The organism is Edaphobacter modestus, from assembly GCF_004217555.1.
In the GTDB taxonomy this organism is placed as follows: domain Bacteria; phylum Acidobacteriota; class Terriglobia; order Terriglobales; family Acidobacteriaceae; genus Edaphobacter; species Edaphobacter modestus.
In genome coordinates this window covers 3,016,820-3,043,546 of record NZ_SHKW01000001.1, presented here as the reverse complement: position 1 = coordinate 3,043,546, position 26,727 = coordinate 3,016,820, and the positions used below count along the sequence as shown (strand labels likewise).

The window sequence follows — 26,727 nt, the reverse complement described above, 5'->3', positions numbered from 1 at the left end:
GGGGTCTAATTCTAAAGCTCCCGTACCCCTCACTCTAAGACTTTAAATGATATTTTCGCAGGATCTTCAAAGGCCTTGTCGCTGGAAGCAAACGGAAGCTCGGAGCAGGCTGTAAAATTCGCGCAGGAGAAATGACTGAGTGAGCCGTACGACAGCTGGCAGAAACCTTAAGAGATATTCCTTTGCGACCTCCCTTCTTATTTCAACCGTCCTCGGCGCAGGGCCGCTGGCCGTCGCCCAGGCCGGCTCTCCGCAGGCGAAGCTGTCGGTCCACTGGGAAGAGCTGACCGGCCCCGACTTCGTCAAAGCCATCAAGGCAGCCCAGGGAACCTGCTTGCTGCCCATCGGGATTCTGGAGAAGCATGGACCCCACCTGCCGCTCGGCTCTGATCTTCTGAACGCCCGTTATGTGGCGGAGCACGCCGCGCAGCAGCAATACACCGTCGTCTTTCCCGCCTACTACTTCGGGCAGATCGCCGAGGCGCGCCAGGAGCCCGGTACCGTCTCCTACAGCCGCGAGATGCAGCTTGCCATGCTGCAGGCGACCACCGACGAGATGGGGCGCAATGGCTGCAAAAAGATCCTGATCATCAACGGCCACGGCGGAAACAATCACCTCCTGCCCTACTTCGCGCAGACCCAGTTGGATAAGCCCCACGACTACGTCGTCTACGTCTTCGATCGGCGCACCCCCACCTCCGGAGGCCCGCAGAAGAAGACCACCAACGACCAGCATGCCGGCGAAAGCGAAACCTCAAAGCTGCTGATCGTACGTCCCGACCTCGTTCACCTGGATCGCGCAAACGAGGAATCAGGTGGCGACCAGCATCACCAGAGCCTGCCGGAGGGCGTCTACACCGGCATCTGGTGGTACGCCAGCTTTCCCGACCACTACGCCGGCGACGGCTCGGCCGCCACTCACGAGTTAGGCGAATACCAGATCAACTGGTGGGTCGACTCCGTCAGCAAGGTCCTCGCCGCCATCAAGGCCGACAACGTCAGCCTGAAGCTGCAGCAGGAGTTCTTCGACAAGACCACACACCCCATCGATACCCCACAGTAGCGGTGTGTAGCCGGATGCCCGGCAAACGTCCTAGCGGCTGGCGACAAGTATCGTAACGTCGCCAGCCGGCGTACGGGGAATCGCCGCCGCCACCCGGGCCTCCATGCCTAAGGAGATCGCGCTCTTCGGAATCGGGGTCGGGGGAGGCTTCGGCTGGGGCGGGGGATCGCAGCCCAGGCATGCGGCCAGGGAAGCCGAAGCGATAAAGCTCACTCGCAGGCTGTTCAAAGGACTAGATCCCCTTTCTTTTGATAGTCGTAGCGGCCATCTCCTCTCCCTGCCGCGACCCGGTGCCGGACTCGTCCGCGATACCTCCCGGAGTCGCGATAGGAGAGGCAGACACCCACGAAACCCTCTATAATAGAGGGTAGAAACCATGGCAGACGATCAGAATCCCCAGCTCCCGCTCGGTCCCAATTCAGACAACCCAAACGGCTCAGACAGCACCATCAAGGGCCCCGGTGCGGCGCTGCTTCTCCCCATCAATATTGAAGATGAGATGCGCCGGTCGTATCTCGACTACTCGATGTCCGTGATCATCGGCCGCGCCCTGCCCGACGTTCGCGACGGCCTCAAGCCCGTGCATCGCCGCATCCTCTACGGAATGCAGGAGATGGGCCTCCAGTACAACAAAAAGTACACCAAGTCGGCCAAGGTCGTCGGTCACGTCATGGGTAACTACCATCCCCACGGCGACTCCGCCATCTACGACACCATGGTCCGCCTCGCGCAGCCCTTCTCGCTCCGCTACATCCTCGTAGACGGCCAGGGCAACTTCGGCTCCATCGACGGCGACCCACCCGCCGCCATGCGTTACACCGAATCCCGCCTCACCCGCATCGCCGGTGAGATGCTCGCCGACATCGACTCCGACACCGTCGACTTCGCCCCCAACTACGACGAGTCCACCCTCGAGCCCACCGTCCTCCCGGCGCGCGTCCCCAACCTCATCGTGAACGGTGGCGGCGGTATCGCCGTCGGCATGGCGACCAACATCCCGCCGCACAACCTCACCGAGGTCGTGAACGCCTGCATCGCGCTCCTCAATAAGGAGAAGGGCGACAACCGCCCCGACATCGCCATCGCTCTCGAGCATGTCAAAGGACCCGACTTCCCCACCGGCGGCTATCTCTACGGCCGCGACGGCATCGCCCAGACCTACAACACCGGCCGCGGACGCTTCATCATGCGCTCCAAGGTCGCCACCGAGAACATCACCGGCGGCCGCCAGGCGATCATCGTCACCGAGATCCCCTACCAGGTCAACAAGTCCAACCTCATCAAGCGCATCGCCCAGCTCGCCAACGAAAAGATCATCGACGACATCTCCGACGTCCGCGACGAGTCCGACCGCGACGGCATGCGCATCGTCATCGAGCTCAAGCGCGGCGCCGAGCACCAGATCGTCCTCAACCAGCTCTTCAAGCACACCCCCATGCAGGAGAGCTTCTCCATGATCTTCCTCGCCGTCCACAACGGCCAGCCGAAGGTCCTCCCGCTCGACCACGCCATCCGCTACTTCCTCGAGCACCGCATCGAGGTCGTACGCCGCCGCACCGCCTTCCTCCTCAACAAGGCCCGCGACCGCGAACACCTTCTGCTCGGATTCCAGATCGCGCTCGACCACCTCGACAACGTCATCAAGATCATCCGCCAGTCGGGCTCCCGTGCCGAGGCCCGCGAGAACCTCTTCGCCTACTTCTCCAACAAACGCATCAACCTGCGCGGCACCGAGCTCGCCGGAGTCTCCCTCGACGCTGCCAAATATGGCGTCGATCTGACCTTCTCGACCACCGGCACCCTCATCCTCAGCTACCGCCAGGTCGACGCTATCCTCGAGCTGCAGCTCTACCGCCTCACCCAGCTCTCCATCGACGAGACGCTCAAAGAGCTCGCCCAGGTCCGCGACACCATCGCCGAGCTCGAGTCCATCCTCGCCTCCGAGAAGAAGCTCCGCCGCGTCATCGTCAAGGAGCTCGAAGAGGTCCGCGACAGGTACGGCGACGCCCGCCGCACCCAGATCGTCGACGAGACCACCGAGATCCAGCTCGAAGACCTCATCGCCGACGAACAGGTCGCCGTCACCATCTCCAACACCGGCTACCTCAAGCGCACGCCTATCTCCACTTACCGCCAGCAGCGCCGCGGTGGGACCGGACGCCTCGGCATGAAGACCCGCGAAGAGGACTTCGTCGCCCAGCTCATCGTCGACTCCACCCACGCCTTCCTGCTCTGCTTCACCAACACCGGCCGCGTCTTCTGGCTCAAGATCTACGAGATCCCAGACGTCGGAGCCGCAGGCAAGGGCAAGGCCATGGCCTCGCTCCTCGCCCTCCAGCCCGGCGAAAAGGTCGTCACCATCCTCGGCATCCGCGACCTCACCGAAGAGGGCAAGTTCATCTTCTTCGCCACCCGCAACGGCACCGTCAAGAAGACTCCGCTGCCCGACTTCTCGAACGTCATGGCGCGCGGCATCATCGCCATCTCCATCGACAAGGACGACGAGCTCATCGCCGCCCGCACCACCACCGGCGACGACGTCATCTTCCTCGCCACCCACGAAGGCATGGCCATCCGCTTCTCCGAGGCCTACGACGCCGACAAGGGAATCACCGGCGGCCTGCGTCCCATGGGACGCAGCGCCGGCGGAAACAAGGGAATCTCCCTCAAGAAGAACGACTACGTCATCGGCGTCGCCGTCACCCCCTCCGCCGAGTACCGCGCCAAGCGCCAGGTCGAGCTCCAGGCCGAAGGCAAGGACATCACCCCCTGCCTCATCCTGTCTGTCTCCGAGAACGGCTTCGGCAAGCGTACCGATGTCGAGGAGTACCGCCTCCAGACCCGCGGCGGCTCCGGAGTCATCAACATGAAGACCACGCCCAAGATCGGCAAGGTCTCCAGCATCCAGCTCGTCGACGAGACCAGCGAGTTGATGGTCATCAGCCAGTTCGGAAAGATCATCCGCATCGACACCAAGGGCATCCGCGCCGCCGGCCGCTCCACCAGCGGAGTCAAACTCCTCGACCTCGACACCGACGACAAGGTAGGCGCAGCAGTAGTCATCCCACCGGATGAATCCAAATCAGAACCAGAGACCGGGACGTTGTTGCAATAACGCTAAAGTGATTTGGGGGCGATACCGATAGACTTGCTATCATCTTGATCTCACGTGCAATATCAGTATTGCCGTGGAGAATTTATCCCGCTCCAATAAAGATACCTCTAGCTGGCCGGTTGAAGGATCTGCGTCAGGGTGTCTTCCATGATCGCGTATCCCAGGGTATTGGGGTGGAGACCATCCTTCAGGTAGGTGGCGTCTTTCCCCGCCATCGGAGTGTAGTAATCGACCAGAATAAGGTGCTGGCTAGTCGCGTAGTCCTTTATCATGGCATTCAACGTCCGGACCTGAGTGTCGCAGCACGTGATGGGTGTAAGCTCGCAAAGGATCACGTCTATGCCTGCCGCCCTTCCCTGCGCCACCATCTTCTCGATGTTCGCTATAATCCCTGAGTAATCGGGACTGGGAACCCGGACGTCATTGGCTCCGGTGAGGATGATGACCTGAGGCAATCCACTCTGGACGACGGCCGTCTGGAATCTTGCCTCGTTCTGCGCAGTCCTCTGTCCAGGAATACCTAAGTTGTGCTTAGGCAGCTTCCAAAAGTAGGTGATTGAGTCCCCTATGAACACTGTCTTATCGTTGATTGATGCGGGCAATGGTGCAGCTGCCCCTTGCCCACATCCCACCCCTACCAACAGGAACAAGAGACACGCGAGCACCTTGTAGAACTTAGTTCCGCATCCTCCCCACTCGAAGAAAACGAGTTTGAACCAGCTGATCATCTCTCCCGCCGAACATTGCGATGTCTATACGCTTGCTGACTGCAATGCAAATACTTCGCGACGGTAACGGAGGATGGGTTTCTCATAATAGAACCAGCTTAGCGTGGAGTACGACAGCACGGCAATGATCGCCAGGGGCCTGCTCGGGATCAGGCTAAGAGCCAGCAGGTGCATCAGATAAATCGAATAGCTGATGGTCCCGACGTACCGTAAGGGAGCCCATGCCAGCACTTTCGAAGATGCCCCCAGCGCATAAGCGAACAGCCCAAAGGCTATCAGCAGAGTGCACTCATAGACGAGCGTGTTTCCCGGGCGAGTGTTTGCGTAGGTGGTCACATGGAAGTAGGAGAGAGCCATGAGTCCGCCTATGCCCACAGCGACTGCCCAAGCGTAAAGCTTTCTTGGAACCTGCGTCCCTAAGATTGCGATCAGCGCTCCCGCCGCCAGTGTATCCATGCGGAAAGGGAGCAGCATGTAGATAGCCCAATGCGCCTTGAAGAGAGGGGTGCAGAGGAAGCGCAGGATGGGAGCCAGAACTAACAGCCCGCTCGCCAGCCATGTAAGGTGCTTCCTCCCCATCCAAAAGACCACTAGGGGCCAGATCAAGTAGAATTGCTCTTCGACGGCCAAAGACCAGAGAGGGAGTACGTCCGACTGGTGGATTCCCAGCGGCTGCATGAAGTTCATCGCACCGATGTAATAGGGCCAGAAGTGCGTCCAGCCATTCCTTACGACCACTCCTACAATTAGAAGAGCCATTAGGTAGGCGGGGAGAATACGGCGGACACGGTGAGCATAGAAGTTCCCGATGTACTTACCAAGAGGCTTCGCCTTCTCCTTCAGAAGAATCGAGGTGATCAGGAATCCCGACAGCACAAAGAAGACATCGACACCCATCCACAGCAGCTTGACGTGATAGGCGTGGTGGACCAACACCAGGAGAATCGCTAGGCCCCGAAGGCCATCTAGCTGCGGAACGCGCGTGGATGAGCTCATTATTTGCACACACTCTCAAATCTAGGCATTATCCTGGGTGCCCCATTCATCGCAGATGAGTGGGTAATTTTCGCGAAAGCGAAGATCCAATCTCTTGCGCCATCTATCTCTACGACACAGGCAAGAGAGAAATATCTTCCGAGACGTAGGCATGCAATGATTGTCCCTGCTTGATCTCCACGTTCTTGCCATGTTTGATCAGACCGATCGGCCCAAAGAGCACTGTAAGAACCACCGCGCCTGTAACGCCGCTCTCGCCCTCTTTGCCTTTGGTGCCGCGCAGCCTGATCTTCTCCTCCCTCACCTTCAGGTAGTTCAGTCGAATACTCAGCTCACCGGCCTTGCCCATCATTCCGGACTTTTCAGCCTTGCTCACCTCTCCGAGAGCCTTGCTTCCTGCCTTCGCCACCACAATGCCATTTACCTTGAGGTCGTCCACGAGCGTCAGAGCGACAGGGTCGCCCTCCGCAGCGGTCTTTGAGGATAGGTCCTGTGCGAATTGCAGACTTACATCCTCCCCTTCGAGCAGCTTGTACTTCCCGGTAGCGTCGGGTCCGGATGGTACAGGTGCAGTCGTCGTAGCCGGAGCAACCAAAGCAGCGACAGCTGGGGCGGGAGTAGCGGGTGTCTGTTGAGCGGGGAGTGATTCGGAGAAGGCGAGAAGACAAACCAACGTGCAGGCAGTAAACGGACGAATGATCACAGCATCCTTTTGCAATATTCAGATAGGGGAGCGTCTGAACTTTATGCTCTGCCATCTCCTTTCGCAATAACCATTTAGTGGAATAACGGCTGGCTGACAGCAAGTGAGTTGTGGCGTCGCCATTCACCTCTCATCCCGATGAACGTGCACACGCAGAACCCCAGCAAAACCGCGCCCCGGAGCCCCTTTTCCACACCCAAAACCTTGACACCCTCTGCTAGCCTTAAATCAGAGACACCACTCAAGCCCGGCCACCCGCCGGGCTTTCGACTTTAACCAGCCTGAGTCCACGAGGTCCGGACTCAGGTCTTTTGTTTTGAAGATTTTGCGCAAAAACAATACCCGGGGGAGGGAACCCATGATCACCGAACTGACCGACACCATCCATATACCCGAGCAGCCCACACCTGCCTCCCGCCGCTGCCGTCACCTCGGCTCCGAAGACCGCCGCTGCGGCAGCCCCGCCATGCGTGGCGAGCGCTTCTGCTACCACCACCACGAGACCAGCCCGCCCGTCGCCAACCTCCGCCAGCGCCGCGCCCGCCAGGCCTCCTTCTCCATTCCCGTCCCCAACTCCCGCGCCGAGATCCAGCACGCCATCGGAGACATCATGCTCCGTATCGCCAACAACGACATCGACCTCCGCCGCGCCGGCCTCCTCCTCTACGCCCTCCAGACCGCCAACTCCAACCTCACCGAGCACCAGCGCCAGAACGCCCAACCCAAACCCAGCCAAGCCGAACCCACCCAGGAGACGAAGTGTCATCCTGAGCGGAGCGAAGCGAAGTCGAAGGACCTGCGGTCCGCTCAGGACACCGAACCCACCGAACCCAATCCGCCTTACACCTACGGCTCCGGTCCCACACCCGACCTGCCCCGCCCCGGTGCCGAAACCCCCACACCATCAACTCCCGCAGACTTCACCCCTCCTCCCCCGCAGTGGCGCCGCCTCTCCAGACCAACCGCAGCAGCACTGCTCGAAGCCCTCGGCCGCCACTATGGAGCGGAACCCCTGCCCGGCTCCCCCGAAGACCGCGGCGACCTCAATCTTCCCGTCAGCAACGACCCCGACACAGTAGAATCATCCGCACCACCGCTGGGCCTCAAGCAAGACCAACACGAAGGCAACGCCCCATCGCCCGAGAACAGGGAGGCTTCCCATGACCAGCAAGAATCCATCCGCACCTGGTTTCAAGCAGAGGGCCAAGAATGAACTGAAAGACTTCGCCATCATCACCATCTACCTGGCCGTCCTCTTCTGCGCCATCGTCGCCTACACCGACCTCGTCTCGAGGAGATATGGCGCCGATCCCATGAACTACACCTTCGCCATCATCAATGCCCTGGTCATCGCAAAGGTCATCCTCATCGGACAGATGGTCCGCATCGGTCGCCACACGGAAACCAGACCGCTCTACCAGTCCGTCCTCCTGAAGTCCCTCATCTTCGGAATGCTGGTCTTCCTCTTCCACCTCCTTGAGGAGTTCGTGAAACGCCTCTATCACCACCTACCCGCCGGAACCGTCCTGCGCGAAATGGACTATGAAGTCCTCCTCGCCCGCTCGATCATCGTCCTCTGCGCCTTCATCCCCCTCTTCGCCTTCCGAGAACTCCGCCGCGTCCTCGGCGAGGAGAAACTCCACACCCTCTTCTTCACCCGAGCCCACGTGGACGATCCCATCCCCTCGACCCAAATCAAGAACCCTGTCTCTTAGCCTCCGCAACCCGCAGACAGTCCTCCACAACCTTGCCCGCGCGCTTCTCCCGCGCCTCAGGACTCTGGTAATAAAAGACGCCGAGAAGATGGCCGCGACGCTGCACCTCCGTCAAAGCCTCCCAACCCCTCCGCGCCGAAGGATGCCTCCGAAACGCCACGTCAAGAATGGGCGGCAGCACCTTCTCCCCCTCCATAGCGAGGAGCATCCGCTCAGCCATCTGCTCGACGCGCCGCTGGCGAGCCTCCGAACTCTTCACCTCCGCAATCGTCCTCGCAATATCCCGCCTGATCGCATCGCTGAGCTTCGAGTACCACTTCGCCAGCGCCTTCTCCTTCTTGAAAAGCTTCTCGAGCTCCGCAGGAGCCTCTATCTCGCGCTCCTCAAGATCAGGCTCGACAGCAAGGTCGATCATTCCACCCAGCCGAACGCCGGCCGCCTTCTGCATCTTCTTATTCACCAGAACGAAGTGACCACCGTGCGTGGAATCCGAGAAGAGCGAGGTGCGAAAGATCTCGCCGCCGACCTCGACCTTGACGCGCAGTCGCACCATCTTCTTCCACGCCTTCGCGACATCGAACGGAATCCGCGCTATGATCCATCCCAATCCACCCGGTAACGGCTCGAGCACCGCGCGAAACCGCTTTACTTGTCCTGCCATGCAAGCACCTCCAGAAAAATCTACACTGGACCCATTGCGACTACGTCCAACCCGACGCTGTTTCTTTCCGCTGGTGAGGCTTCAGGCGACCACTATGGCGCGCAGATCATCGCCGAGCTGACACGGCGCCATCCTTCCGCGACCTTCTTCGGCCTTGGCGGCCGCGAGATGGAGGCAGCCGGGCAGAAACGCATCGTCCGCGCCGAAGACGTTGCTCACATGGGCATCACGGAGGTGCTTCGTCACGCTCCCAAGGTCTACGGCTCATACCGAAAACTTGTCGCATCTATTAAAGAGCGCAAGCCGCAAGCTGCTGTGCTTATCGATTTTCCCGACGTTAACTTCCGGCTGGCGCGGGAGTTGAGGGCGCTCAGTATCGCGGTGGTCTATTTCGTCAGTCCCCAGCTCTGGGCGTGGAAGCGGAGACGGCTGCGCTGGGTGCAGGAGCGTGTGGACCGGATGATGGTCATCTTTCCCTTCGAGGAGTCCTTTTATCGCAACCGCGGAGTCAACGCCACGTTCACCGGTCATCCGCTGGCAGAACTTCCAGTGCCTGCGGGTTCGCGAGACGCCTATGCGGAGCGCAACGGACTCGATCCGGCAAAACAATGGATAGCCCTGCTGCCGGGTTCCCGATCCAGGGAGGTAAAGCTGAATCTCCCCACGATGCTCGGGGCCGTTGCGAGGTTCGGAGATGAGTATGAATACATCCTGCCGATCGCCTCGACTCTCGATCGGTCATGGGTAAAGCAGCAGGCCGAATCCTCAGGCGTCGCAGGAGGAGTTGTCGCAGGTCTCCGCCTTGTCTCCGATGCCCGCGAGGCTCTCTTTCACGCTCGAGCTTCGGTAGTGGCCAGCGGGACTGCGACGGTGCAGGCCGCCGTCATCGGCAATCCTTTCGTCGTCGTCTACAGGGTCTCGCCTCTCACGTTCAAACTTGCAAAACGCCTGGTCAGGTATCCTCCCGAGGTCTGGCCTTCCGGGGCCACGGATCGCCACGGCAACCTGCCCATCGCCATGGTGAACCTGATCGCCGGGCGGACGATCGTTCCGGAGCTGATCCAGGAACAGTTCACCCCGGCGAACGTTGCTGTCTCTCTTCGTCGGCTGCTGGACGACACTTCGGAACGAGCCAGGATGATCGTTGACCTCGCGAAGGTTCGGTCCAGGCTTCTCCCGGCTGCAGGGGCTGGTTCCATCAGCCAGGTGGCGAATGCGGTCGATTCTCTCCTCGATCCTTCTTTCGTTGAACGGGGCCGAATCCCGGCCGCGAGCGTCTAAGACAAAGACGCCTGCCCCCGGCAGGTAGAACGGCAGTACCATGTTGTTGAGGAATTTCCCCTTCATGCGTGCTTTTGCTCGAAAATTTCGCTCTTCGCCTGCCTTCCTGATCCCTTTCCTCTTTATCGCGAGCGCCGCATGGGCGGCTCCAGCGCGGCCGCAGCTCGATGTCACCGGTTACGTGATTAATGCAGATCTTTTCCCTGCGGACAACAAGATTGCAGCCACTGCGGTAGTCACTTTTACCGCGCTGGAGGATTTGACCGCGCCCGTCTTCGAGTTGAACAACGGTCTCCAGCTCACAAAGGTTACGGATGCCGCTCAAAAGCCTCTCGACGCTGAGCGTGTCACGACCAACTCCACGGTCCGGTTCAACCTGGCGACCCCGATTCCCAAGGGGACCTCGACCACCTGGACCTTCGAGTATGGGGGCGTCCTCCGGGGTTCGGAGACCAGTCCGGTCGAAGGGATCAACTTCGCATCGGTGCAGGACCCCATCAGCATTCTGCTCTACCCGGGTCGCTGGTTTCCGATGGCCGGCCTTTATACCGATCGCTTCACCGCAGAGATGCATATACGGGTTCCTGGCGATGAGCGCGTGATCGGCTCCGGATCTGGCGTGGCCGCTCCGAAGAGCCTTCCTGGCAACCGCACCGAGTACACCTTCAAGTGGACCAGACCGGGTTTTCCCGGAACCATTATCGCGGGGAAGTTCCTCGAGCCCATTACGGCGCCGGGTATCAATAATATCCATGTCTATGTGACCGAGCCCCGCAAGGCTGTCGCCGTTCCCTTTGCGCAGGATGCCGCCAAGCAGTTCGAGTTCATGTCGACGACCTTCGGTCGGCCGGAGAGTGGACAGATCAATCTTGTTGAGATGCCCGACGACGCGGTGTCCGCTACGTGGGCTCCTGAGATTGCTGCGATCTCAGGGGCGCGTGTTGCTGGAAAGACTTATTCTCGCCTGCTGGCCAACACTCTCGCTCACCAGTGGTGGGGCTCGGAGATCTCGCCGGCCACCCTCAACGATGCGTGGATTACCAACGGGATGTCGCGCTATGGAGAGCTGATGTATGTCGAGGACTCCGCCGGCAAGAGTGCCTTCGAGTCTGCGGTGACTGACGTTCAGGCCGGCGCGCTGGCCTACGACACGGAACCGCTCTCCAGTGTGGGACGCCTTGACCCGTTTTCGCCGCAGTTCCAGTCCATGACGCTCGAGAAAGGCGCCATGGTCTTCCATATGCTTCGGTGGGAGATGGGAGACGAGGCCTTTCTGAAGTTCCTGCGAGGGCTGCTCTCTCAATACACGGACAAGTCTGTTCGGTCTTCGAACGTCCAGACCGTGGCCGAGGCCCAGTCGCAGTTGCAGCTCACATCCTTCTTTGCGCAATGGTGCGATGGGACGGGAGCTCCTACCTTTACCAATAAGTACACGGTCTTTCGCCTGGGAAGTAACAAGGGATTTCGAACGGTTGGCTCGATCGCCCAGGACCTGGACCTGTTCAACATGCCTGTAGAGCTGCGGATCGAGACGGACGGCAAAACGGAGGTTCGCCGGGTCGACGTCTCGGGCACGGAGAGTAACTTTTCGGTGGAGACCTTCGGCCGTCCGCGACGGATCTCGATCGATCCCCAGAACTGGGTGCTCAAGAGCACCCCCGACCTTGCAGTTCGTGTAGCTGTTCTCCGTGGTCAGCAGCAGGTGGCGCAGGGTGATCTGACGGCCGGGCTGATCGAATACCAGAAGGCCCTGGATGCGAACCGCAACAGCTCCCTGGCAAACTATCGCATCGGCGAGGTGTTCTTTATGCAGCGCAATTATCAGTCTGCCGCCAATTCCTTTCGGGATGCGTTGCGTGGGGATGGGGAGCCAAAGTGGGTGGAGGTTTGGAGTCACATCGAGCTTGGCCGCATCTTCGATGTGACCGGACAGCGCGATCGCGCTGTCAACGAGTATCGCCTCGCTGTACAGACCAACGACAATACGCAGGGCGCGATCAACGAGGCTCGGGCCCTAATGCAGAAGCCGTATAAACGTGAGAGTGCGAGCAATTAGGTAGTTCTGCCCTGTGCGATTCTGTCTGGTAACGCTTTGATCTGCGACTTTGTATCGCCACGAATAAACTGTTCGATATTCAGAACTTAGGCAAGATAGATGGCTTTTAAGCCAAATTGTGGAGTACGGTGATTTGGCGATGAATATGGTTTTCTGTATTCGTTAGTCAATTTGATGATAAGAAAACATAAACGTATCAATCTAATGATACAATGGCGCATTCTCTAAGAGTGTGAAACACAAGACCTTGGATCAATTGTGACGGGTTGCCAGAAATGGCCCGTGAAATGCCTTATAGCTCCACGAACAGCCTTCCAGCACTCATGCGTTTACCTGCTATGACAGGGGTAAGGAGCGATCGGTGACTGTGCAGGCGTACGAGGAGTTTTAATGAAAAAAATATTTGGACTTTTGCTGGTGCTGATCTCGATGTCGGCTCTGGGTTTCGGGCAGGTCATTTCACAGACGGGTGGAGCCATTCAAGGCTCGATCACGGATTCGAGCGGCGCTGTAGTGCCAAACGCGGCTGTAACGATTAAGGGCACCGACACAGGATTCACCCGCTCGCTTAGGACGGACGCCGCTGGTTTTTACAGCGTGGGTCCACTGACTCCGGGCAACTATCAGGTGACGATTGTAGCCTCGGGTTTTCAAACCCTGTCGGTCAATACGGTGGTTCGTACTGGAACGGCAACCAGCGGTAACTTCAAGCTGTCGATCGGTGAATCGAATGTTACCGTCGAGGTGAACGCGGGCGCTCTGCAGATTAATACGGAGCAGGCCGGTGTCAGTGACGTTATCACCAAGGCGCAGATCGATTCGCTGCCGGTGAATGGACGCAACTTCCTCGATCTGGCTCAGATTGAGCCGGGGGTCATTTTGCAGAGTGGTGAGTCCTTCGACCCTACCAAGGCAGGTTATTCAGCGCTCTCGATTAGTGGCGTCTCGGGCCGTACCACCCGGATTCTTCTTGACGGCCAGGACATCACGGACGAGACCGTCGGAACGACCATCTTTAACGTCTCCCAGGGCTCGATCGGTGATTTCCAGCTCAACCGCTCCACACAGGACGTCTCAGGCGATGTGACGTCGACCGGTCAGGTTCTGGTCTCAACCGCCTCTGGTACGAATTCCTTCCACGGGCAGGCCTTCTACAACTTCCAGGACTATCGCGCTCTCTTCGCGAGAACCGCCGGCGGTATCCAGACACCGTTCCAGCGCAATCAGTTTGGTGGAAGCATCGGCGGTCCAATCATCAAGGACAAGCTGTTCTTCTTTGCGAACTCCGAGCGCATCAAGCAGGAGTCGCCCGTTTCGATCACGATGTCCCCGACCTTTGGAGCGATTCAGTCAGCCTTCCCGTCGATTCCTTCTCCTTATCGGGAGACGTATTCGACGGCTCGCCTGGACTATAACGGCTGGCTTGGTGGACATTACTTCGTTCGCGGAAACTATAACGTCAACAGCTCAAGCTCGAATTTTGGCGCTGGCTATTCCATTTATAACAACCGGGACAACACGCCGGGAATCGCCGGCGGTGCCGATTTTTCCTTTGGACACTTCACTCACTCTTTCCGTGGCAGCTATGAGAAGTTTCATAATCTACTGGTCGACGGGACAAGCGGGAATGACAATGTCTACAATGGATTTCCTGGGCTGAACTTCCGACTTACGACGGCGGGTCTTTTCTCGGGGCCGAACGTCAACTCTCCGCAGAATACCTACCAGTCGGACAAGCAGGCTCGGTATGACGGCAGCTGGACGAAGGGCACCCACAACATCCGTTACGGCTACAGCCTGAACCACATTCTGGGCGGAGGCTTCGCGAGCTTCTTCGGCCTGGCGCCACGAGCCAATCTCGCTGCGTCAACGTTGTTGGCAAATTGCGGCGGCGTTCCCGGTGCGGCTCCTTGCCCCTCTGATCCGCTGAATGGCTATTTCGCTAACCAGGTACGTTTCGGTAACGGGCAGGGATATTTCACTGAAATTCCTCAATTTAAACTGCCCGGCGGCGGAACCTGGGATTGGCGCCAAGGTGCTTATGTCTCGGACAACTGGAAAGTAACCCCAAGCTTCACTTTGACTGCTGGCGTTCGTTGGAGTGTGGATACGGGCCGTGCGAATCAGGATCTTGCCACGCCACTGTGCTCTGACGTAAACACAGCCCTGGTGGCTGCTCCGTGCACAGGTAGCGCACCCCTTCTCGATCAATTCGCGCCAGGCTACGGCCAGAAGGTCCATCAGCCATATTCCAACTTCGGTCCTCAGATCGGTTTCGCCTACAGCCCCGGCGATCACAAGACTGTCATTCGCGCTGGTTTCGGTATCTTCTACGAGAGCGTCGTGTTCAATAACACGACGAATGCTCGTTCGTTCCTGCTCAAAACGGGTCTGTTCAACGATAACAGTCAACTCATCTGTGGAGGTTCGAACACACTGGCTTTGCCAAATGGCACAGTCCTCACAGGCGATGGAGGCGTTTCGATCGCCACTCTCTGCTCTCAGCCCTTGAGCCAGGCTGGTCAGCACTTTATCAATCTTCAGAATCAGTATCAGGCGGCAACGCAAGCTGTAGGACCGGCGGGTAATGGAACCTATGTTGGTAATACTCTGACTGTAGGAGGAGCCTATGCTGCTCCTTATCGCACTCCCTATTCTGAACAGTGGAATGCCGGAATTCAGCGCGAGATCTTTAGGGGATCCATTCTCACGGTCGATTACGTGCATAACTCGACCTTGAAGATTTCTCAACAGGTCGATGTAAACCATGTAGGCGCGGCGCGCACTTTGAATAGAGCCAATGCTGCGGCTGCAATCTCGGCTACAGCAGATTCCTATACCCCGTGCGCTGGAAGGGCGGGATCGGATGCAATCAACTGTGTCATTGACAACGGCGGAACGATTACAGATTTTGCATCGAACGGACTGGACTCTGGACAGGCCTTCCTTGGTGGCTTCCCTGCGTCTCGTCAGCATTTGCCGGGAGCGGCGTTCCCTGGAGTCAATCCTGCACTTGGCCAGGGTCTCTTCCTACTGCCAGTTGGCCGTTCCGGTTATGATGCGTTACAGGTGGTCTTCAAACAGCAGGCGGCACACCCTCTCCCGGGAGTTATGAGTTCGAATCTGCAGATTTCGTACTCGCTTTCAAAGATTGTCAGCACCGCAAATCCAGCCAACAACGTCGGCAATACAGGCGTAGGTGACCAGTTCTTCGCTTCGCCTTCGTATGACTATGACAATCCCACCCAGTACATGGGACGGAACGGTCTGGATCACACGCATCAGATAAATATTGGTGGCTCAGCAACCCTGAAGTATGGTCCGCAGATTAGCCTTATCGGCCACTTCTACTCAGCGGCCGCCAATGATCTCAATCTCGACATCGGTGGAATCAGTGGAAGTGAAACCGGGGCCATCTTCTCGTCGGATGTTACCGGTGACGGAACCGTGGGAGACATAGTTCCTGGAACCAACCCTGGTTACTTCATGCACGAGTACAAGGGCAAAAACCTCAACAAGCTGATCGATCAGTACAACGCTACTCGTGCGGGGCAGTTGACACCGGCAGGTCAGGCGCTGGTTTCGTCAGGTCTCTTTACTCAAGGGCAGTTGAGCGCTCTGCAGGCCACCCAGCAGCCGATTGCCCGGCTCCAGGAAGCTCACGGACCTGACAATGCCTTTTACCGGAACATCGATATGAGCTTCGGATATCCTATCCGGCTCAACCGCCTGCGGGAGGGGATGTCCCTGGTTCCGGTGATTGCGTTCTATAACATCGGGAACTTCTCCAACTTCAAAAACTACATCAACGGTACTCTGGCGAACACGACCACTGCGGCTGGTGGACCTTCTGCGATAAGCGGCCTTCTGAATGGTCCGAATAGCTTTGCGGACCACGATATCAACCGTTATCAGCGTGGTTCGGGAACATCGAACATTGGTGGGGCTCGCAGCACGGAGTTCCAGTTGAAGCTCAACTTCTAACCTGTATTCCTCTCAATGGAGGAACGGCGGAGAGCATAATGCTCTCCGCCGCTTTGTTTTGCGCACCGGTGTTGATTTGCCGATCGCTGCGTTGGTTACGCTACTCCGTCTGCGCGTGTTCCAGCTCGCGACTTCTTCACCGGCTTCGCGTCCCTCGAGCGAGCGGTACATGGCGTGCTCGAGCATCGGTTCCCACTGCGGTGCATGACGCGCCGCGGCGAGAAACGGAAGGGAAGTGGGTTTCTATCCCTGCCGTTCGGGCAGAAGAAGGAAGTTTTACTGAGGGAATTGCGAGAACAGTGCGGCTCGGTAACAGTCGAAGTAACTGTGCTCTTCACCACTCCGTAAGTTGGATTGCTATAGCTAGCGTAGGAGACACTGAAGGGTTACAGCCAGGGTAGATCGAGTGCCCGGCGATCACCCATGACGAACTGAATCGTCTGTGGCGACCTACGCATCGTGTTATGCGATGTTACTTTCATCGGGCTAACTCCTACGCTTAGCCTACATTGGCATGGGTTCGAATAATTGCAAAACTACTTTCAAAGTGATGAGCAATTCTGTGACTAATCCTTGCACAGCAGGCGTCGAAAACCTCTCCCTTTTGAACTGAGACGATTCCTAAGAGATCAGCAGAGCGCGATGTGTGCGAATAGCGCCATTTTTAAAAAGTTTCTATCTAAGACCTTTTTTGTCGTATATTTTTATTGATATCGGACTCATCTTGTCTTATATTTCAAGCATCGGCAAATGGATCAAAAGATTTCGAGGAGTTCGCAGGTTAGGCTCAGGAAATCCAGCAGCGGTGAAGTGAAGTGGAAGAGCAGATCCCCGCGGGTTTTATCTCTTGGCGGAGACCGCGAGGATCTGTGGATCTATCTGTCAGAGGACAGAAGATTGTTGTGATTATAGGAGCGCGGTTGATTGCTATCAACGCAGCTCCTGTCCATTTCCTTCCATTGCTTTAGTCAGTAGTCACCGCTTCGCGCAGATGGCCCGAAGACGGTGTGAGCGGTTGTTGCCCCTTTGTGCGTTTTTTTTGTCGCGGAGCGGGCCAGCAAGGGAGAAGGAAAGATGAAAAACGACGCAAGAAGAAGAAACCTGAGGCGGTTTGCGGGGTCGAAGAGCTGGCTGGCGGTAGGAACTCTGGCAGCGTATACGGTGATGGGGACGAGCCACTCCGCGCAGGCGGCCGTCAAGTCGAGCGAGAGCGGTGCTGCCGCTGCCGTGCCTCCAGCGTCGAATGCCCCGGTGAAGCGGCTGAATATCGCCGCAGGCAGTCTCGAGGACGGGATCAAGGCCTACGAGCAGCAGACCGGCATGCATATTCGGGTGGATCTTCCGCAGGGGACGCTGGCAGGATTTCAGACCAAGGGCGTGTCGGGTGCGTTTACCGATGAGGAAGGCCTGCGCCTGTTGCTGGCCGGGACCGGGCTGAGTGCGCACGTCGAGGATGAGTCGAACGCGGTGGTGGGGCTTCGAGCCAGCGAGTCGGTGGATGTTTCGACGTCGCCCAACTCGATCGGCCTGGCGCAGTTTACCGAGACGCTGACGAATACGCCACAGACCGTGAATGTGGTTCCGCAGTTCATCATGCAGGAGCAGGCGGCGACGACGATTCGCGATGGCCTGCGCAATGTTCCTGGAGTGAGCATCGCCGCAGGCGAAGGCGGAGCCCAGGGCGATAACCTGACGATTCGCGGATTTTCGGCGCGCAACGACATGTTCATCGACGGTATCCGTGACTTCGGTTCTTACTACCGCGATGCGTTCAATTACGAGGCGATCGAAGTGCTGCAGGGCCCGGCCAGTGTGGAGTTCGGCCGCGGATCGACGGGTGGTGTCGTCAACCAGGAGTCGAAGATGCCGGTGGACCACGAGATTATCCGTGGGACGCTGCAGCTTGGAACCAACCAGATGCGTCGCCTGACGGCCGATGTGAATGAGCCGCTGACGGACTTCATTCCCGGCGCGGCCTTCCGCATGAACGTGGTGGGCACACAGTCGAAGGTGGCGGAGCGCGACTATGCGGAGACGCGGCGATTCGGAATCGCGCCCGGCATCAGCTTCGGTCTGAATCGGCCGACGCACGGTGGAATCTTTTATCTCCACGAGAGCGAGGACAGCATTCCGGACTACGGTATTCCGTACCTCGGTGTTTCCGGCGCGAGGGTTGACCGCAGCACCTTCTATGGTTATGCGACGGACAGCCACCTGAACACGAATCCGGATATCGTGACGGGCCGGATCGAGCACGACTTCTCGAACGGGCTTGTGTTGCGGTCAACGTTGCGCTGGGGCAACTACCCCCGCGACGTACGGGTCGTCGAGCCGCAGATCAACACGAATCCCACACTCTCCGTGATCAATGGAGTGGCGACGGCGACCTGTTCGCCGACGGCCGCGACGCCCTGTTACAACGTGAATACGCCGCTGGCCAATGTGTTGGCGCGGCGAAACGTGATCACGCGCAACTCGACCGAAGACATTCTTTGGGAGCAGACGCAGATGATTGGGCGCCTGAAGATCAAGAGCATCGAGAACAACTTTGTCGTGACGGCTGAAGGTGGGCGGGAGCGCTCGCGGCCTCAGAGCATTTCGTACCCGGCAACCATCTTTACTCCGGTGATCAATCCGAATGCGCAGGATCCGCTGCCTGCTCCGACGGTGGGAGCGCGCACGTATGTCACGTCGAATGCGTACGGCGTCTCCGGTATGGATACTCTGAAGCTGACCCAGTGGCTGCAGCTCTCCGGCGGCGTTCGCTTCGACTACTTCTACACCTTCGTCGATCCGACGGCGACGTCTCCCCAGCTTTCGCAGCTGATTCAGCAGCCGACCTATCGCGCGGCCGTCGTGGTCAAGCCGGCTCGGAACGGAAGCATCTACTTCGACTATGGAACCTCGTTCAATCCGTCGGCCGAGTCGCTCTCGCTGAGCGCGAACAACGCCGTGCAGGACCCGCAGGAGAACGAGACCTATGAGGCCGGCACGAAGTGGGACCTGCTGAACGACAGGCTGAATGTGAGCGGAGCGTACTTCAGGACGAACAAGACGAACGTGTACGAGACGAATCCGCAGGACACAACGCAGGTGTTGAACGTCGGTAGTCAGCGCGTCCAGGGCTTTCAGATAGGTGCGCTCGGTCACATGGCATCGCACTTCGACGTCATTTTGGGCTACGCGTATTTGAATGGCGTTGTGACGCAGAGTGTGTTGAACGCATCGCCGTTCGGATCGCTGTACAAGCCGAACGATCCGATCTACGGTATCTTCCCGTACTTCATTTCGCCGAACAACTTCCCGCTGGCGAACGTACCGAGGAACTCGGGGAACCTCTGGGTGACGCATAATCTTCCATGGCGGTTCGTGGGCGGATTCGGCGGCAACTTCCTGGGGCCGCGCCGCGCAAGCTCGACGGCCCTGGTGGCGGTGCCCCTGTCAAATCTCGCGCCGGTTTCTCAGACCCCGATGGCGTTCAAGTCGATCAATGGCTACTGGATTTTCAACATGATGCTTCGCAGGCCCATCAACGACCGGCTGGACTTCCAGGCGAACCTCATCAACCTAACCAACAAGTTTTACATCGACCAACCGCACCCGAACCACCTGATTCCCGGCGAGGGATTCAACGCTCAGTTCGGATTCAACATGCACTTTTAGGCGGGGGGACGAGACGTGGCGGCGGAGGGAATGTCTCCTCTCTCCGCCGCCACCTGTTTTTGTGTAAGAGTTCTTATATAGAGGGAACGGTTTTTATGCTGATTACGATTCCGGACATCCTGAATGCGGCGGAAGTGGCACAGATGCGGGCGAAGCTCGATGCCGCGGATTGGGTGGATGGCAAGGTTACGGCGGGCTACCAGGCGCAGCGCGTGAAGGACAATGAGCAGCTGCCGGAGGCATCTCCGCTGGCGCTGGAGCTGGGCGATGTCGTGCTCAAGGGACTGGCACGGTCGACGGTGTTCATGTCCGCGGCTCTGCCGTTTCGCGTGTTTCCGCCGATGTTCAACCGCTATCGTGGCGGTGCACGATTCGGAACCCATGTGGATACGGCGATCCGGTCTGTGGTTCCATCAGGACAACGGATTCGCACCGATGTGTCCGCGACACTGTTTCTGACTCCGCCCGAAGAGTATGACGGCGGTGAACTGATCGTGGAAGACACATACGGTACCCATAGCGTGAAGCTGCCGCCAGGGCATCTGGTTTTATATCCGGCGACGAGCCTGCACAAGGTGGAGCCGGTAACGCGTGGGGCGAGGGTATCGAGCTTCTTCTGGATTCAAAGCATGATTCGCAGCGATGGGGACCGGACGATGCTGTTTGACCTCGACCAGACGATTCAAAAGCTCGCAATCGAGCTTCCGGGTAGCCCACTGGGTGTGAACTTGACGGGGGTCTATCACAACCTGCTGCGCCGCTGGGCGGAGATGTAAGTGCCTTGTGCGAACGGGAAGACTCTGCTTTAAGATGGCGTAACCTGTGAGATCGATGAGAGAGCAGACGCGACGTGGTTTTGTGTTTGGAGGTGTCTTTCTCCTGCTTGTGGTCTTCGCGCTTGAGGTGGTGACGACAGTTCGTCAGGAATCGCTGACGTGGGACGAGGGCGACCATATCTTCTCCGGATACATGTCGTGGAAGACGCACGACTATGGCTATAACCCAGAGCATCCGCCGCTGGTGAAGATGCTGGCTACGATTCCGTTGCTGGGGTTACCGCTGTATGTTCCTCCTGACCAGCACCGATACTTCAAGACAGAGGCATATCTGGATGGGCGTGACATGCTCTTTGGCAACGGGCCAAAGTACAGCGCCGAGTCACTCACGTTTCGCGTGCGTATGTTCTCGGGAGTCATCTCGCTGGTGCTGGCGTTGCTGGTATTTTCAGTGGCCGCTGAGATGTTCGGCGTGGCTGCAGGTTTTCTCGCGCTAACGCTGCTGGTCTTCGAGCCGAACGTACTGGCACACAGTGCCCTGGTCACGACGGACGCAGCAGCTTCGTGTTTTTTTCTGGCTGCGATCTATGCGTTCTATCGCTATTGCCGGCACGCTTCGATGGCTCGGCTCCTCGTTGCCGGTTTCGCGGCAGGCCTGGCATTGACGGCGAAACACTCCACCGTTCTGTTGCTACCGATGCTGGCGTTGCTGGCTGGCTGTGAGGTGGCGTTCAGGTTCAATGGAGAAGCAAGAGAAAAGCGGGCGCTGCGCATGGTGGGAGCGCTGGCGGGAATAACGGTTGTGGCGTTGGTTGTGCTGTGGGCCTTTTATGGCTTTCGTTACAACGCCCGTCCCGATGGTTTGCGGCTCGATCCGTCGCTCACCGAATATGTGTTGCCGCTGCGGCCGATTGAGGCAAGAGGAATTCTGTTCCTTGCCCAGTGGCAAATTCTTCCGGAGTCGTATCTGTATGGCTTGGCGGACGTCCGTTCAATGGCCAACGGCATGCCGAGTTACTTCTTCGGCAAGGTGTATGCGCACGGCATCTGGTATTACTTCCCGGCTGTGATTGCAATCAAGTCGACGATCGCGTTCATGGCCTTACTGGCGATAGCTGTCGCGGCTATCGTTGTGGGACGGTTTCGCCGGTGGCGCGAGATTCTCTTTCTGACAATTCCCCCCGGGTTTTACCTGTTGGTCGCGATGACGTCACATCTGAATATCGGCGCGAGGCACATCTTGCCGGTCTGGGTGTTTCTAAGTGTCTTCGTTGCCGGCGGGGCGTGGGCATGGATACAACCCGCTGTAGATGCGCGGGAATGGAATCGCAGATGGAGTTATGCAGTCGGCGGTCTCCTCCTGCTGCATATCGTCTCTTCGGTGAGCGTCTATCCGAACTACATGGCTTACGCGAATGAGCTGTGGGGAGGTCCTTCGCAGACTTACAAATACCTGACGGACTCGAACACTGACTGGGCACAGCAGTTGATCGCAGTGAAGCGATATACGGATCGCAAGGGGATTAAAGACTGCTGGTTCGCCTATTTTGCAGACCCGTTTCTGCGCGCGGAAGACTATGGGATTCCCTGCAAGCCGCTGCCCACACCGGATTCCTTCGCAGCCAACGTGCCGCGTCCAGTTGCGGTCGAGATTACGGGGCCAGTCTTGATCAGTGCGGGAACGTTGAACGGCTTTGAATATGGTTCGAGCGTGCTGAATCCCTATCGTGAGTTTGAAAAATTGAAGCCGGACGCTTCGATCGCAGATGGGGTACTGGTGTTTGAAGGGACGTTTCGGATTCCGCTGGCTTCTGCATTAAGCCATGTGCAGCGATCCACCGACTTACTGGAGCAGAAGAGGCCGGACGCGGCGCTGCTCGAGGCGCGAGAGGCTGTGGCCATCGAGCCCGAAGCTGTGCGAACGCAGGAGGCTTTAGGGAATGCTTTGAAGGCTCTGGAGCGCAACGAAGAGGCACGAACTGCCTACACGCATGCATTGACAGTTATCGCGACGATGGAGCCTGATGCCAGGGAGACATGGGAGGCTCGCATCAAAAGCAAGATTCCGGGAGGACCTGCATCCTGAATTCAGCCTTCCGATGTTTCAAGTGGCTGCTGAACTTCCTCAAAACAAGGAAGGAACAGCGCGAAGACCGTACCGTGATGAACCGGATGATCGGTGCTGCGTAGAGTGAGCTTGCCCTGATGACGATCGACGATGCCTGAGGAGATCCATAGACCGAGACCGGTACCGTTGAGCTCCTTGGTCGTATAAAAGGGCTCGAAGAGTCGCGCTCGAACTGCAGGCGACATGCCATGTCCCGTGTCGGCGATGGAGATCCGGATTCCTTTTCTCGAATGATCCTCGGCGGAATGATCGGTCGCTTCATGGGCACGGACGACAAGCCGTCCTCCCTGACGCATGGCATCGATGGCGTTGGCAATCAGGTTGTTGAGCACCTGTCGAATATCGTTTTCGAAGCAAAGGATCGGGTGTGAGGTTGTAAAGTCGGTCTCGACCTGGATGCCTGAGTTGAGCAGGCGTCCGTGATAGAGGTTAAGGACCGCGTCAACCAGATCTTTGGCGGTGACGCGGGTCGCGCTTACGGCCTGACGATGGAAACGAAGCGTTTGCGTCGCGATCTGGCAGACTCGCGAGAGTTCGCCCTGGGCAATGCGGACATATTGGGCGACTTCAGGAGGTAATCCTTCCGAGGTGTCGATGAGGTAAAAGAGGTTTGTGATCGCTTCGAGAGGATTGTTGATCTCGTGTGAGATAGAACTGGCCAGACGCCCCACGGCGGCGAGTTTCTCGCTTTGAATGAGAGCCAGTTCCGCCTTCTTCTGATTGGTGACTTCCTGGATGACAGCAGCGATGGCCTCGACTTTGCCTTCGGGACTGAATAGGGGAGCGTAGTTGACATTCCAGAAGCGGTGTTCACCGGGGCGCGTAGGCAGCTCGCCTTCGAAGATGTGATTGCGAATGGTCTTGCCGGCTGCGACCTGTCGAAAGATCTCCTCGATTCCCTTTAGAGGGGCGAGCTCGATAATGCGACGGCCTAGAACTTTTTCGACGGGCAGGCCGAGTGTTTCGGCCTGCCTGTCATTGACGCGCAGATACCGGAACTCGACGGGATCGAAGAGGGCAAGGCCGATGGGAGCGGTTCGATAGATGATCTCAAGCTCAGAGCGTTGTCGTTCTGTCTCTTCCTGCCGTTGTTTCAGAATCTCGGAGGCTCTCTTCCGATCGGTGATGTCGATGCAGAGGCCACGAAGGCGAGTCGCGACGCCGTCCACAATCACTCCCTGGCAGCGGCATTCAATCCAAAGTAGAGAGCCGTTTGCCGCCCGGATAGGGAAGTCCGTGACGATCATCTCGCCGGTCTGGCGTGTCTCAAGCAGAAGGTCGTCAATGATCGGGAGATACTCGGACGGGACATACGCGCGGAACGCCCGCAGATCGGGAAGCTCCTCGAAGGAGTGGCCGAAGACGGGGTAAGAGCCGGTTCCGAAGGTGATTCTTCCGGTGGAGAGATCGACATCCCATGTGGCGACGCGTGCGGCTTGTTGTACGACAGAGAGCAGATCCCCCTGTCGTCGAAGGGCGAGATCGGAGTCCCGGCGCTCAGTGATATCGCGGAAGAAGATGACCGCACCTTCGTCGGAAGGGCGAATCTGAATGGAGAGCCAGAGGTTCAGCGGCTCGGGGTAAAAATCCTCGAACTCGCCAGCGACGCCCTCGTTCATCGCACGCGAGAAGTGGTATTTGTATTGGCCGTGTTCCCTGACAAAGGGAAACTCCCTCCAGATGTTCTTGCCGAGAAGATCTCCTTTGACCGCAAGTAACTGGCGCGCGCGTCGATTGAGAAAGGTCAAATCGCCGTCACGGTTGACACTGACAACGCCATCGTTTGTAGCTTCGAGTACCTGCAGCAGCTGCCGGGAGGCCGAATCGCGAAGAAGTTCCGCGCCCTTGCGATCCGTGATGTCCCGCACGATAACGGCGATCCCTTCTGTCATCGGAAGAACATGCAGATCGAGCCACAGGTCGCAGCGAGCACTGAAGTGTTCCAGATGCCAGGGGAGGCCGGTCTCCATTACGGAGCGGTACTGAGATTCGAGCTCCGTGTCGACCATCGCCGGACGTGTCTCCCAGATGGAGAGGGTTTCGAGGTGACGAGGGTCGATCTGAAAGATTCTGATGGCTTCAGGATTCGCGAAGGTGATTCGCCAGTCGCGGCCGATGCAGAGGATTCCATCAGGAATCTGGAGGAGAAGACGCGAGTGCTGCTCGTTGCGCGCATCCTCCTGCCGTCGTGGGAGACTTCGCCGGTCGGGAGGAACGCCGCTCAGGATCGCGCGCATGTTCGACATAGAATCTCACGGATACTCGATCATCATCACAGAGGATCGACCGAAGCGGGGATGGATCATGTGCCGGACTCGAGATTCGCGACTCGCTCCTGGAGTGCGGCAAGACTTTCAGCGAGATTGGCAAGTTGTGACTCCAGGTGAGCGATGCGGTCGATCTGCAAGGCTTCTGAAGCAGGAACGCTGGGGCGATTCCCTTGAGGAGAAATGGTTTCGGGAGTGCCCGAGAGAAGATGTGCATAACGGGACTCGCGTGAACCAGGCTGGCGTGGAAGCACTGTGACAACAGGCCCTGTGTCTACGGCACTGTTCGTGGAATCATCTCGAGAAGCGAGCCGATCGAGGGTCGATTGCACGGAGGAGATGTCGTCGAAGGCATAAAGCCGTTCTGTGCGGCCACGAAGCTCACCCGGCGTTTGCGGTCCGCGCAACATCAACACACAGAGCACGGCTGTTTCGTCGCGGCGCAGGTTCAGCACGGTCCGGATGCGATGCTCATACTTGGGAACACGAGAATCATGCGCGGTAGTGATCAGGTCGTGGTCTTCAAGCGAGTGAAGTGCCTGGCGGACCTCATCGTCGGTGAGGTCGAGTACGGGGTCGCGGCTCGAGCGCTGGTTACAGGCATTGACGAGAGCATTCAGCGAAAGAGGATAAAGTTCGGGGGTAGTGATCTCTTTTTCGATAAGAGATCCCAGGACCCGGATCTGAATGGGGTCAAGTTCCATATGGTCCAGTCTACATGCTGGCTGCTGGCCGATTAAGTTGAAGATTCAAGGGGTTTTATCCGAAATATCACTAAAGCAGGAACGATGTTGCACAGTGTCCGCTCAAGGATAGTCCGGGTTCTGTAAACTGGGATAAGGTAAATGGCGAACGGTGAATCGCATTTGCGATTGTCATTTTCTATAAAGCAAATTCTTTCCCAGGGGTGCGAATGCGGACAGCAATCAGGTTCGGATTTACTGCTGCTTTGACAGCGACAATTCTGATTGGGCTAACCGGAATCGCGTGTGCAAGAGATGCCGAAGCGAATGGCGGTACTGACCGTGAGTACCATCTGCGACTGCACCATCTGCACACCGGAGAGGATATCGACGTGGTGTACCGGATCGGCGAAACGTACCTTCCGGATGCCATTGCGAAGCTCGACTACTTTCTCCGCGATCATCGAACCCAGGCAGAGAGCCACTACGATCCGAAGGAGTTCGATGTCCTTCATGCGTTGATGATGAAGCTGGGCCGACCGGACGGCGAGATCGACATTGTTTGCGGCTATCGTACGCCCTGGAGCAACAGCCTGTTGCGGTCGCGTTCCGCGAACTCGGGAGTGGCGGAACATAGTCAACACATGCTGGCCAAGGCGATCGACATTCGCGTCCCCGGCGTAGCCACGACGACACTGCGAGACACGGCGCTGAGTCTGCACGCCGGTGGGGTGGGATACTATCCCGTAAACCAGTTTGTGCATGTGGACGTAGGACCGGTGCGGGAGTGGACCTATGGTCACGCTGCACGTCGTCGCGTGAAGACGCGTTCTGTCGCGAGGGCGACGAGACGCCCGCCGCACCACGCAGCGGCTGCGGTCTCGGGCGAGTAAGGCCTCATCGATTCG

Annotated in this window: 18 protein-coding genes; 11 read left to right on the top strand and 7 right to left on the bottom strand. The window is 58.1% G+C overall.

Annotation, left to right across the window (positions count from 1 at the left end; translation table 11 throughout):
- Positions 1 to 139: 139 nt before the first annotated feature.
- Positions 140 to 1,063 carry a creatininase family protein gene (locus BDD14_RS12775; RefSeq protein WP_242617920.1) on the top strand — a complete coding sequence of 308 codons (924 nt, stop codon included), beginning with the start codon at positions 140 to 142 and terminating at the stop codon, positions 1,061 to 1,063.
- A 30-nt stretch (positions 1,064 to 1,093) separates the two neighbouring features.
- On the opposite strand, the gene BDD14_RS12770 is transcribed toward BDD14_RS12775, so the two are convergent.
- The gene (locus BDD14_RS12770) at positions 1,094 to 1,291 is read right to left on the bottom strand and encodes a hypothetical protein (RefSeq protein WP_130419137.1); all 198 of its coding nucleotides are present in this window, start codon (positions 1,289 to 1,291) and stop codon (positions 1,094 to 1,096) included.
- A gap of 148 nt (positions 1,292 to 1,439) precedes the next feature.
- Between BDD14_RS12770 and gyrA the strand changes: the two genes are divergently transcribed.
- Positions 1,440 to 4,178 carry a DNA gyrase subunit A gene (gene gyrA, locus BDD14_RS12765; protein WP_130419136.1) on the top strand — a complete coding sequence of 913 codons (2,739 nt, stop codon included), beginning with the start codon at positions 1,440 to 1,442 and terminating at the stop codon, positions 4,176 to 4,178.
- A 107-nt stretch (positions 4,179 to 4,285) separates the two neighbouring features.
- Here the strand turns inward: gyrA and BDD14_RS12760 are convergent, their stop codons facing one another.
- From BDD14_RS12760 to BDD14_RS12750, 3 genes are all read right to left on the bottom strand, one after another.
- The gene (locus BDD14_RS12760) at positions 4,286 to 4,906 is read right to left on the bottom strand and encodes a GDSL-type esterase/lipase family protein (RefSeq protein WP_130419135.1); all 621 of its coding nucleotides are present in this window, start codon (positions 4,904 to 4,906) and stop codon (positions 4,286 to 4,288) included.
- Positions 4,907 to 4,930: 24 nt separating this feature from the next.
- Positions 4,931 to 5,902, bottom strand: coding sequence for an acyltransferase family protein (locus BDD14_RS12755; protein WP_130419134.1), 972 nt, complete (start codon positions 5,900 to 5,902; stop codon positions 4,931 to 4,933).
- Between the two features lie 109 nt (positions 5,903 to 6,011).
- Positions 6,012 to 6,605, bottom strand: a complete 594-nt coding sequence (locus BDD14_RS12750) for a hypothetical protein (RefSeq protein WP_242617919.1) — start codon at positions 6,603 to 6,605, stop codon at positions 6,012 to 6,014.
- 358 nt (positions 6,606 to 6,963) lie between these two features.
- Between BDD14_RS12750 and BDD14_RS12745 the strand changes: the two genes are divergently transcribed.
- Complete coding sequence (locus BDD14_RS12745) at positions 6,964 to 7,818, top strand: hypothetical protein (protein ID WP_130419133.1); 855 nt, start codon at positions 6,964 to 6,966, stop codon at positions 7,816 to 7,818.
- Positions 7,766 to 8,320, top strand: a complete 555-nt coding sequence (locus tag BDD14_RS12740; RefSeq protein ID WP_130419132.1) for a hypothetical protein — start codon at positions 7,766 to 7,768, stop codon at positions 8,318 to 8,320. Before BDD14_RS12745 ends, BDD14_RS12740 begins: the two co-directional genes overlap by 53 nt.
- On the opposite strand, the gene BDD14_RS12735 is transcribed toward BDD14_RS12740, so the two are convergent.
- Positions 8,301 to 8,981 (bottom strand): YdeI/OmpD-associated family protein, encoded by a 681-nt coding sequence (locus BDD14_RS12735; RefSeq protein ID WP_130419131.1) that lies wholly within the window; start codon positions 8,979 to 8,981, stop codon positions 8,301 to 8,303. The genes BDD14_RS12740 and BDD14_RS12735 overlap by 20 nt on opposite strands.
- Between BDD14_RS12735 and lpxB the strand changes: the two genes are divergently transcribed.
- The 6 genes from lpxB to BDD14_RS12705 all read left to right on the top strand — a co-directional run bounded on the left by lpxB (position 8,970) and on the right by BDD14_RS12705 (position 22,827).
- Positions 8,970 to 10,262 (top strand): lipid-A-disaccharide synthase, encoded by a 1,293-nt coding sequence (lpxB, locus tag BDD14_RS12730; protein ID WP_242617918.1) that lies wholly within the window; start codon positions 8,970 to 8,972, stop codon positions 10,260 to 10,262. The two genes, BDD14_RS12735 and lpxB, sit on opposite strands and share 12 nt — an antisense overlap.
- Positions 10,263 to 10,326: 64 nt before the next feature.
- The gene (locus BDD14_RS12725) at positions 10,327 to 12,318 is read left to right on the top strand and encodes a M1 family aminopeptidase (RefSeq protein ID WP_130419130.1); all 1,992 of its coding nucleotides are present in this window, start codon (positions 10,327 to 10,329) and stop codon (positions 12,316 to 12,318) included.
- Positions 12,319 to 12,708: 390 nt separating this feature from the next.
- Entirely contained in the window at positions 12,709 to 16,302 is a 3,594-nt protein-coding gene (locus tag BDD14_RS12720; protein ID WP_130419129.1) for a TonB-dependent receptor, read from the top strand.
- A gap of 1,074 nt (positions 16,303 to 17,376) precedes the next feature.
- Positions 17,377 to 19,965, top strand: a complete 2,589-nt coding sequence (locus BDD14_RS12715) for a TonB-dependent siderophore receptor (protein WP_130419128.1) — start codon at positions 17,377 to 17,379, stop codon at positions 19,963 to 19,965.
- Positions 19,966 to 20,060: 95 nt separating this feature from the next.
- Positions 20,061 to 20,741: a Fe2+-dependent dioxygenase gene (locus BDD14_RS12710; protein WP_130419127.1), complete on the top strand. Its 681-nt coding sequence runs from the start codon at positions 20,061 to 20,063 to the stop codon at positions 20,739 to 20,741.
- A 55-nt stretch (positions 20,742 to 20,796) separates the two neighbouring features.
- A complete protein-coding gene (locus tag BDD14_RS12705) occupies positions 20,797 to 22,827 on the top strand; it encodes an ArnT family glycosyltransferase (RefSeq protein ID WP_165420051.1) in 2,031 nt (676 codons plus the stop codon).
- A 2-nt stretch (positions 22,828 to 22,829) separates the two neighbouring features.
- Here the strand turns inward: BDD14_RS12705 and BDD14_RS12700 are convergent, their stop codons facing one another.
- Together BDD14_RS12700 and BDD14_RS12695 are read right to left on the bottom strand one after the other, a co-directional pair.
- On the bottom strand, positions 22,830 to 25,115 hold the full coding sequence (locus tag BDD14_RS12700) for a PAS domain-containing protein (RefSeq protein ID WP_130419125.1): 2,286 nt from the start codon (positions 25,113 to 25,115) through the stop codon (positions 22,830 to 22,832).
- A 56-nt stretch (positions 25,116 to 25,171) separates the two neighbouring features.
- Positions 25,172 to 25,840, bottom strand: a complete 669-nt coding sequence (locus tag BDD14_RS12695; protein ID WP_130419124.1) for a YceH family protein — start codon at positions 25,838 to 25,840, stop codon at positions 25,172 to 25,174.
- Between the two features lie 209 nt (positions 25,841 to 26,049).
- On the opposite strand from BDD14_RS12695, the gene BDD14_RS12690 reads away from it, so the two are divergent.
- Complete coding sequence (locus BDD14_RS12690) at positions 26,050 to 26,712, top strand: peptidoglycan L,D-endopeptidase MepK (RefSeq protein ID WP_130419123.1); 663 nt, start codon at positions 26,050 to 26,052, stop codon at positions 26,710 to 26,712.
- The last annotated feature ends 15 nt before the right edge of the window (positions 26,713 to 26,727 follow it).

What these genes read in the sequence shown, in the direction of transcription:
- BDD14_RS12745 (WP_130419133.1), top strand. Translation starts at nt 6,964, where the DNA reads ATGATCACCGAACTGACCGACACCATCCATATACCCGAGCAGCCCACA.
- BDD14_RS12740 (WP_130419132.1), top strand. Translation starts at nt 7,766, where the DNA reads ATGACCAGCAAGAATCCATCCGCACCTGGTTTCAAGCAGAGGGCCAAG.
- BDD14_RS12715 (WP_130419128.1), top strand. Translation starts at nt 17,377, where the DNA reads ATGAAAAACGACGCAAGAAGAAGAAACCTGAGGCGGTTTGCGGGGTCG.
- BDD14_RS12695 (WP_130419124.1), bottom strand. Translation starts at nt 25,840, where the DNA reads ATGGAACTTGACCCCATTCAGATCCGGGTCCTGGGATCTCTTATCGAA.
- BDD14_RS12700 (WP_130419125.1), bottom strand. Translation starts at nt 25,115, where the DNA reads ATGTCGAACATGCGCGCGATCCTGAGCGGCGTTCCTCCCGACCGGCGA.
- gyrA (WP_130419136.1), top strand. Translation starts at nt 1,440, where the DNA reads ATGGCAGACGATCAGAATCCCCAGCTCCCGCTCGGTCCCAATTCAGAC.
- BDD14_RS12760 (WP_130419135.1), bottom strand. Translation starts at nt 4,906, where the DNA reads ATGATCAGCTGGTTCAAACTCGTTTTCTTCGAGTGGGGAGGATGCGGA.
- BDD14_RS12755 (WP_130419134.1), bottom strand. Translation starts at nt 5,902, where the DNA reads ATGAGCTCATCCACGCGCGTTCCGCAGCTAGATGGCCTTCGGGGCCTA.
- BDD14_RS12735 (WP_130419131.1), bottom strand. Translation starts at nt 8,981, where the DNA reads ATGGCAGGACAAGTAAAGCGGTTTCGCGCGGTGCTCGAGCCGTTACCG.
- BDD14_RS12690 (WP_130419123.1), top strand. Translation starts at nt 26,050, where the DNA reads ATGCGGACAGCAATCAGGTTCGGATTTACTGCTGCTTTGACAGCGACA.
- BDD14_RS12725 (WP_130419130.1), top strand. Translation starts at nt 10,327, where the DNA reads ATGCGTGCTTTTGCTCGAAAATTTCGCTCTTCGCCTGCCTTCCTGATC.
- BDD14_RS12705 (WP_165420051.1), top strand. Translation starts at nt 20,797, where the DNA reads ATGAGAGAGCAGACGCGACGTGGTTTTGTGTTTGGAGGTGTCTTTCTC.
- BDD14_RS12710 (WP_130419127.1), top strand. Translation starts at nt 20,061, where the DNA reads ATGCTGATTACGATTCCGGACATCCTGAATGCGGCGGAAGTGGCACAG.
- BDD14_RS12720 (WP_130419129.1), top strand. Translation starts at nt 12,709, where the DNA reads ATGAAAAAAATATTTGGACTTTTGCTGGTGCTGATCTCGATGTCGGCT.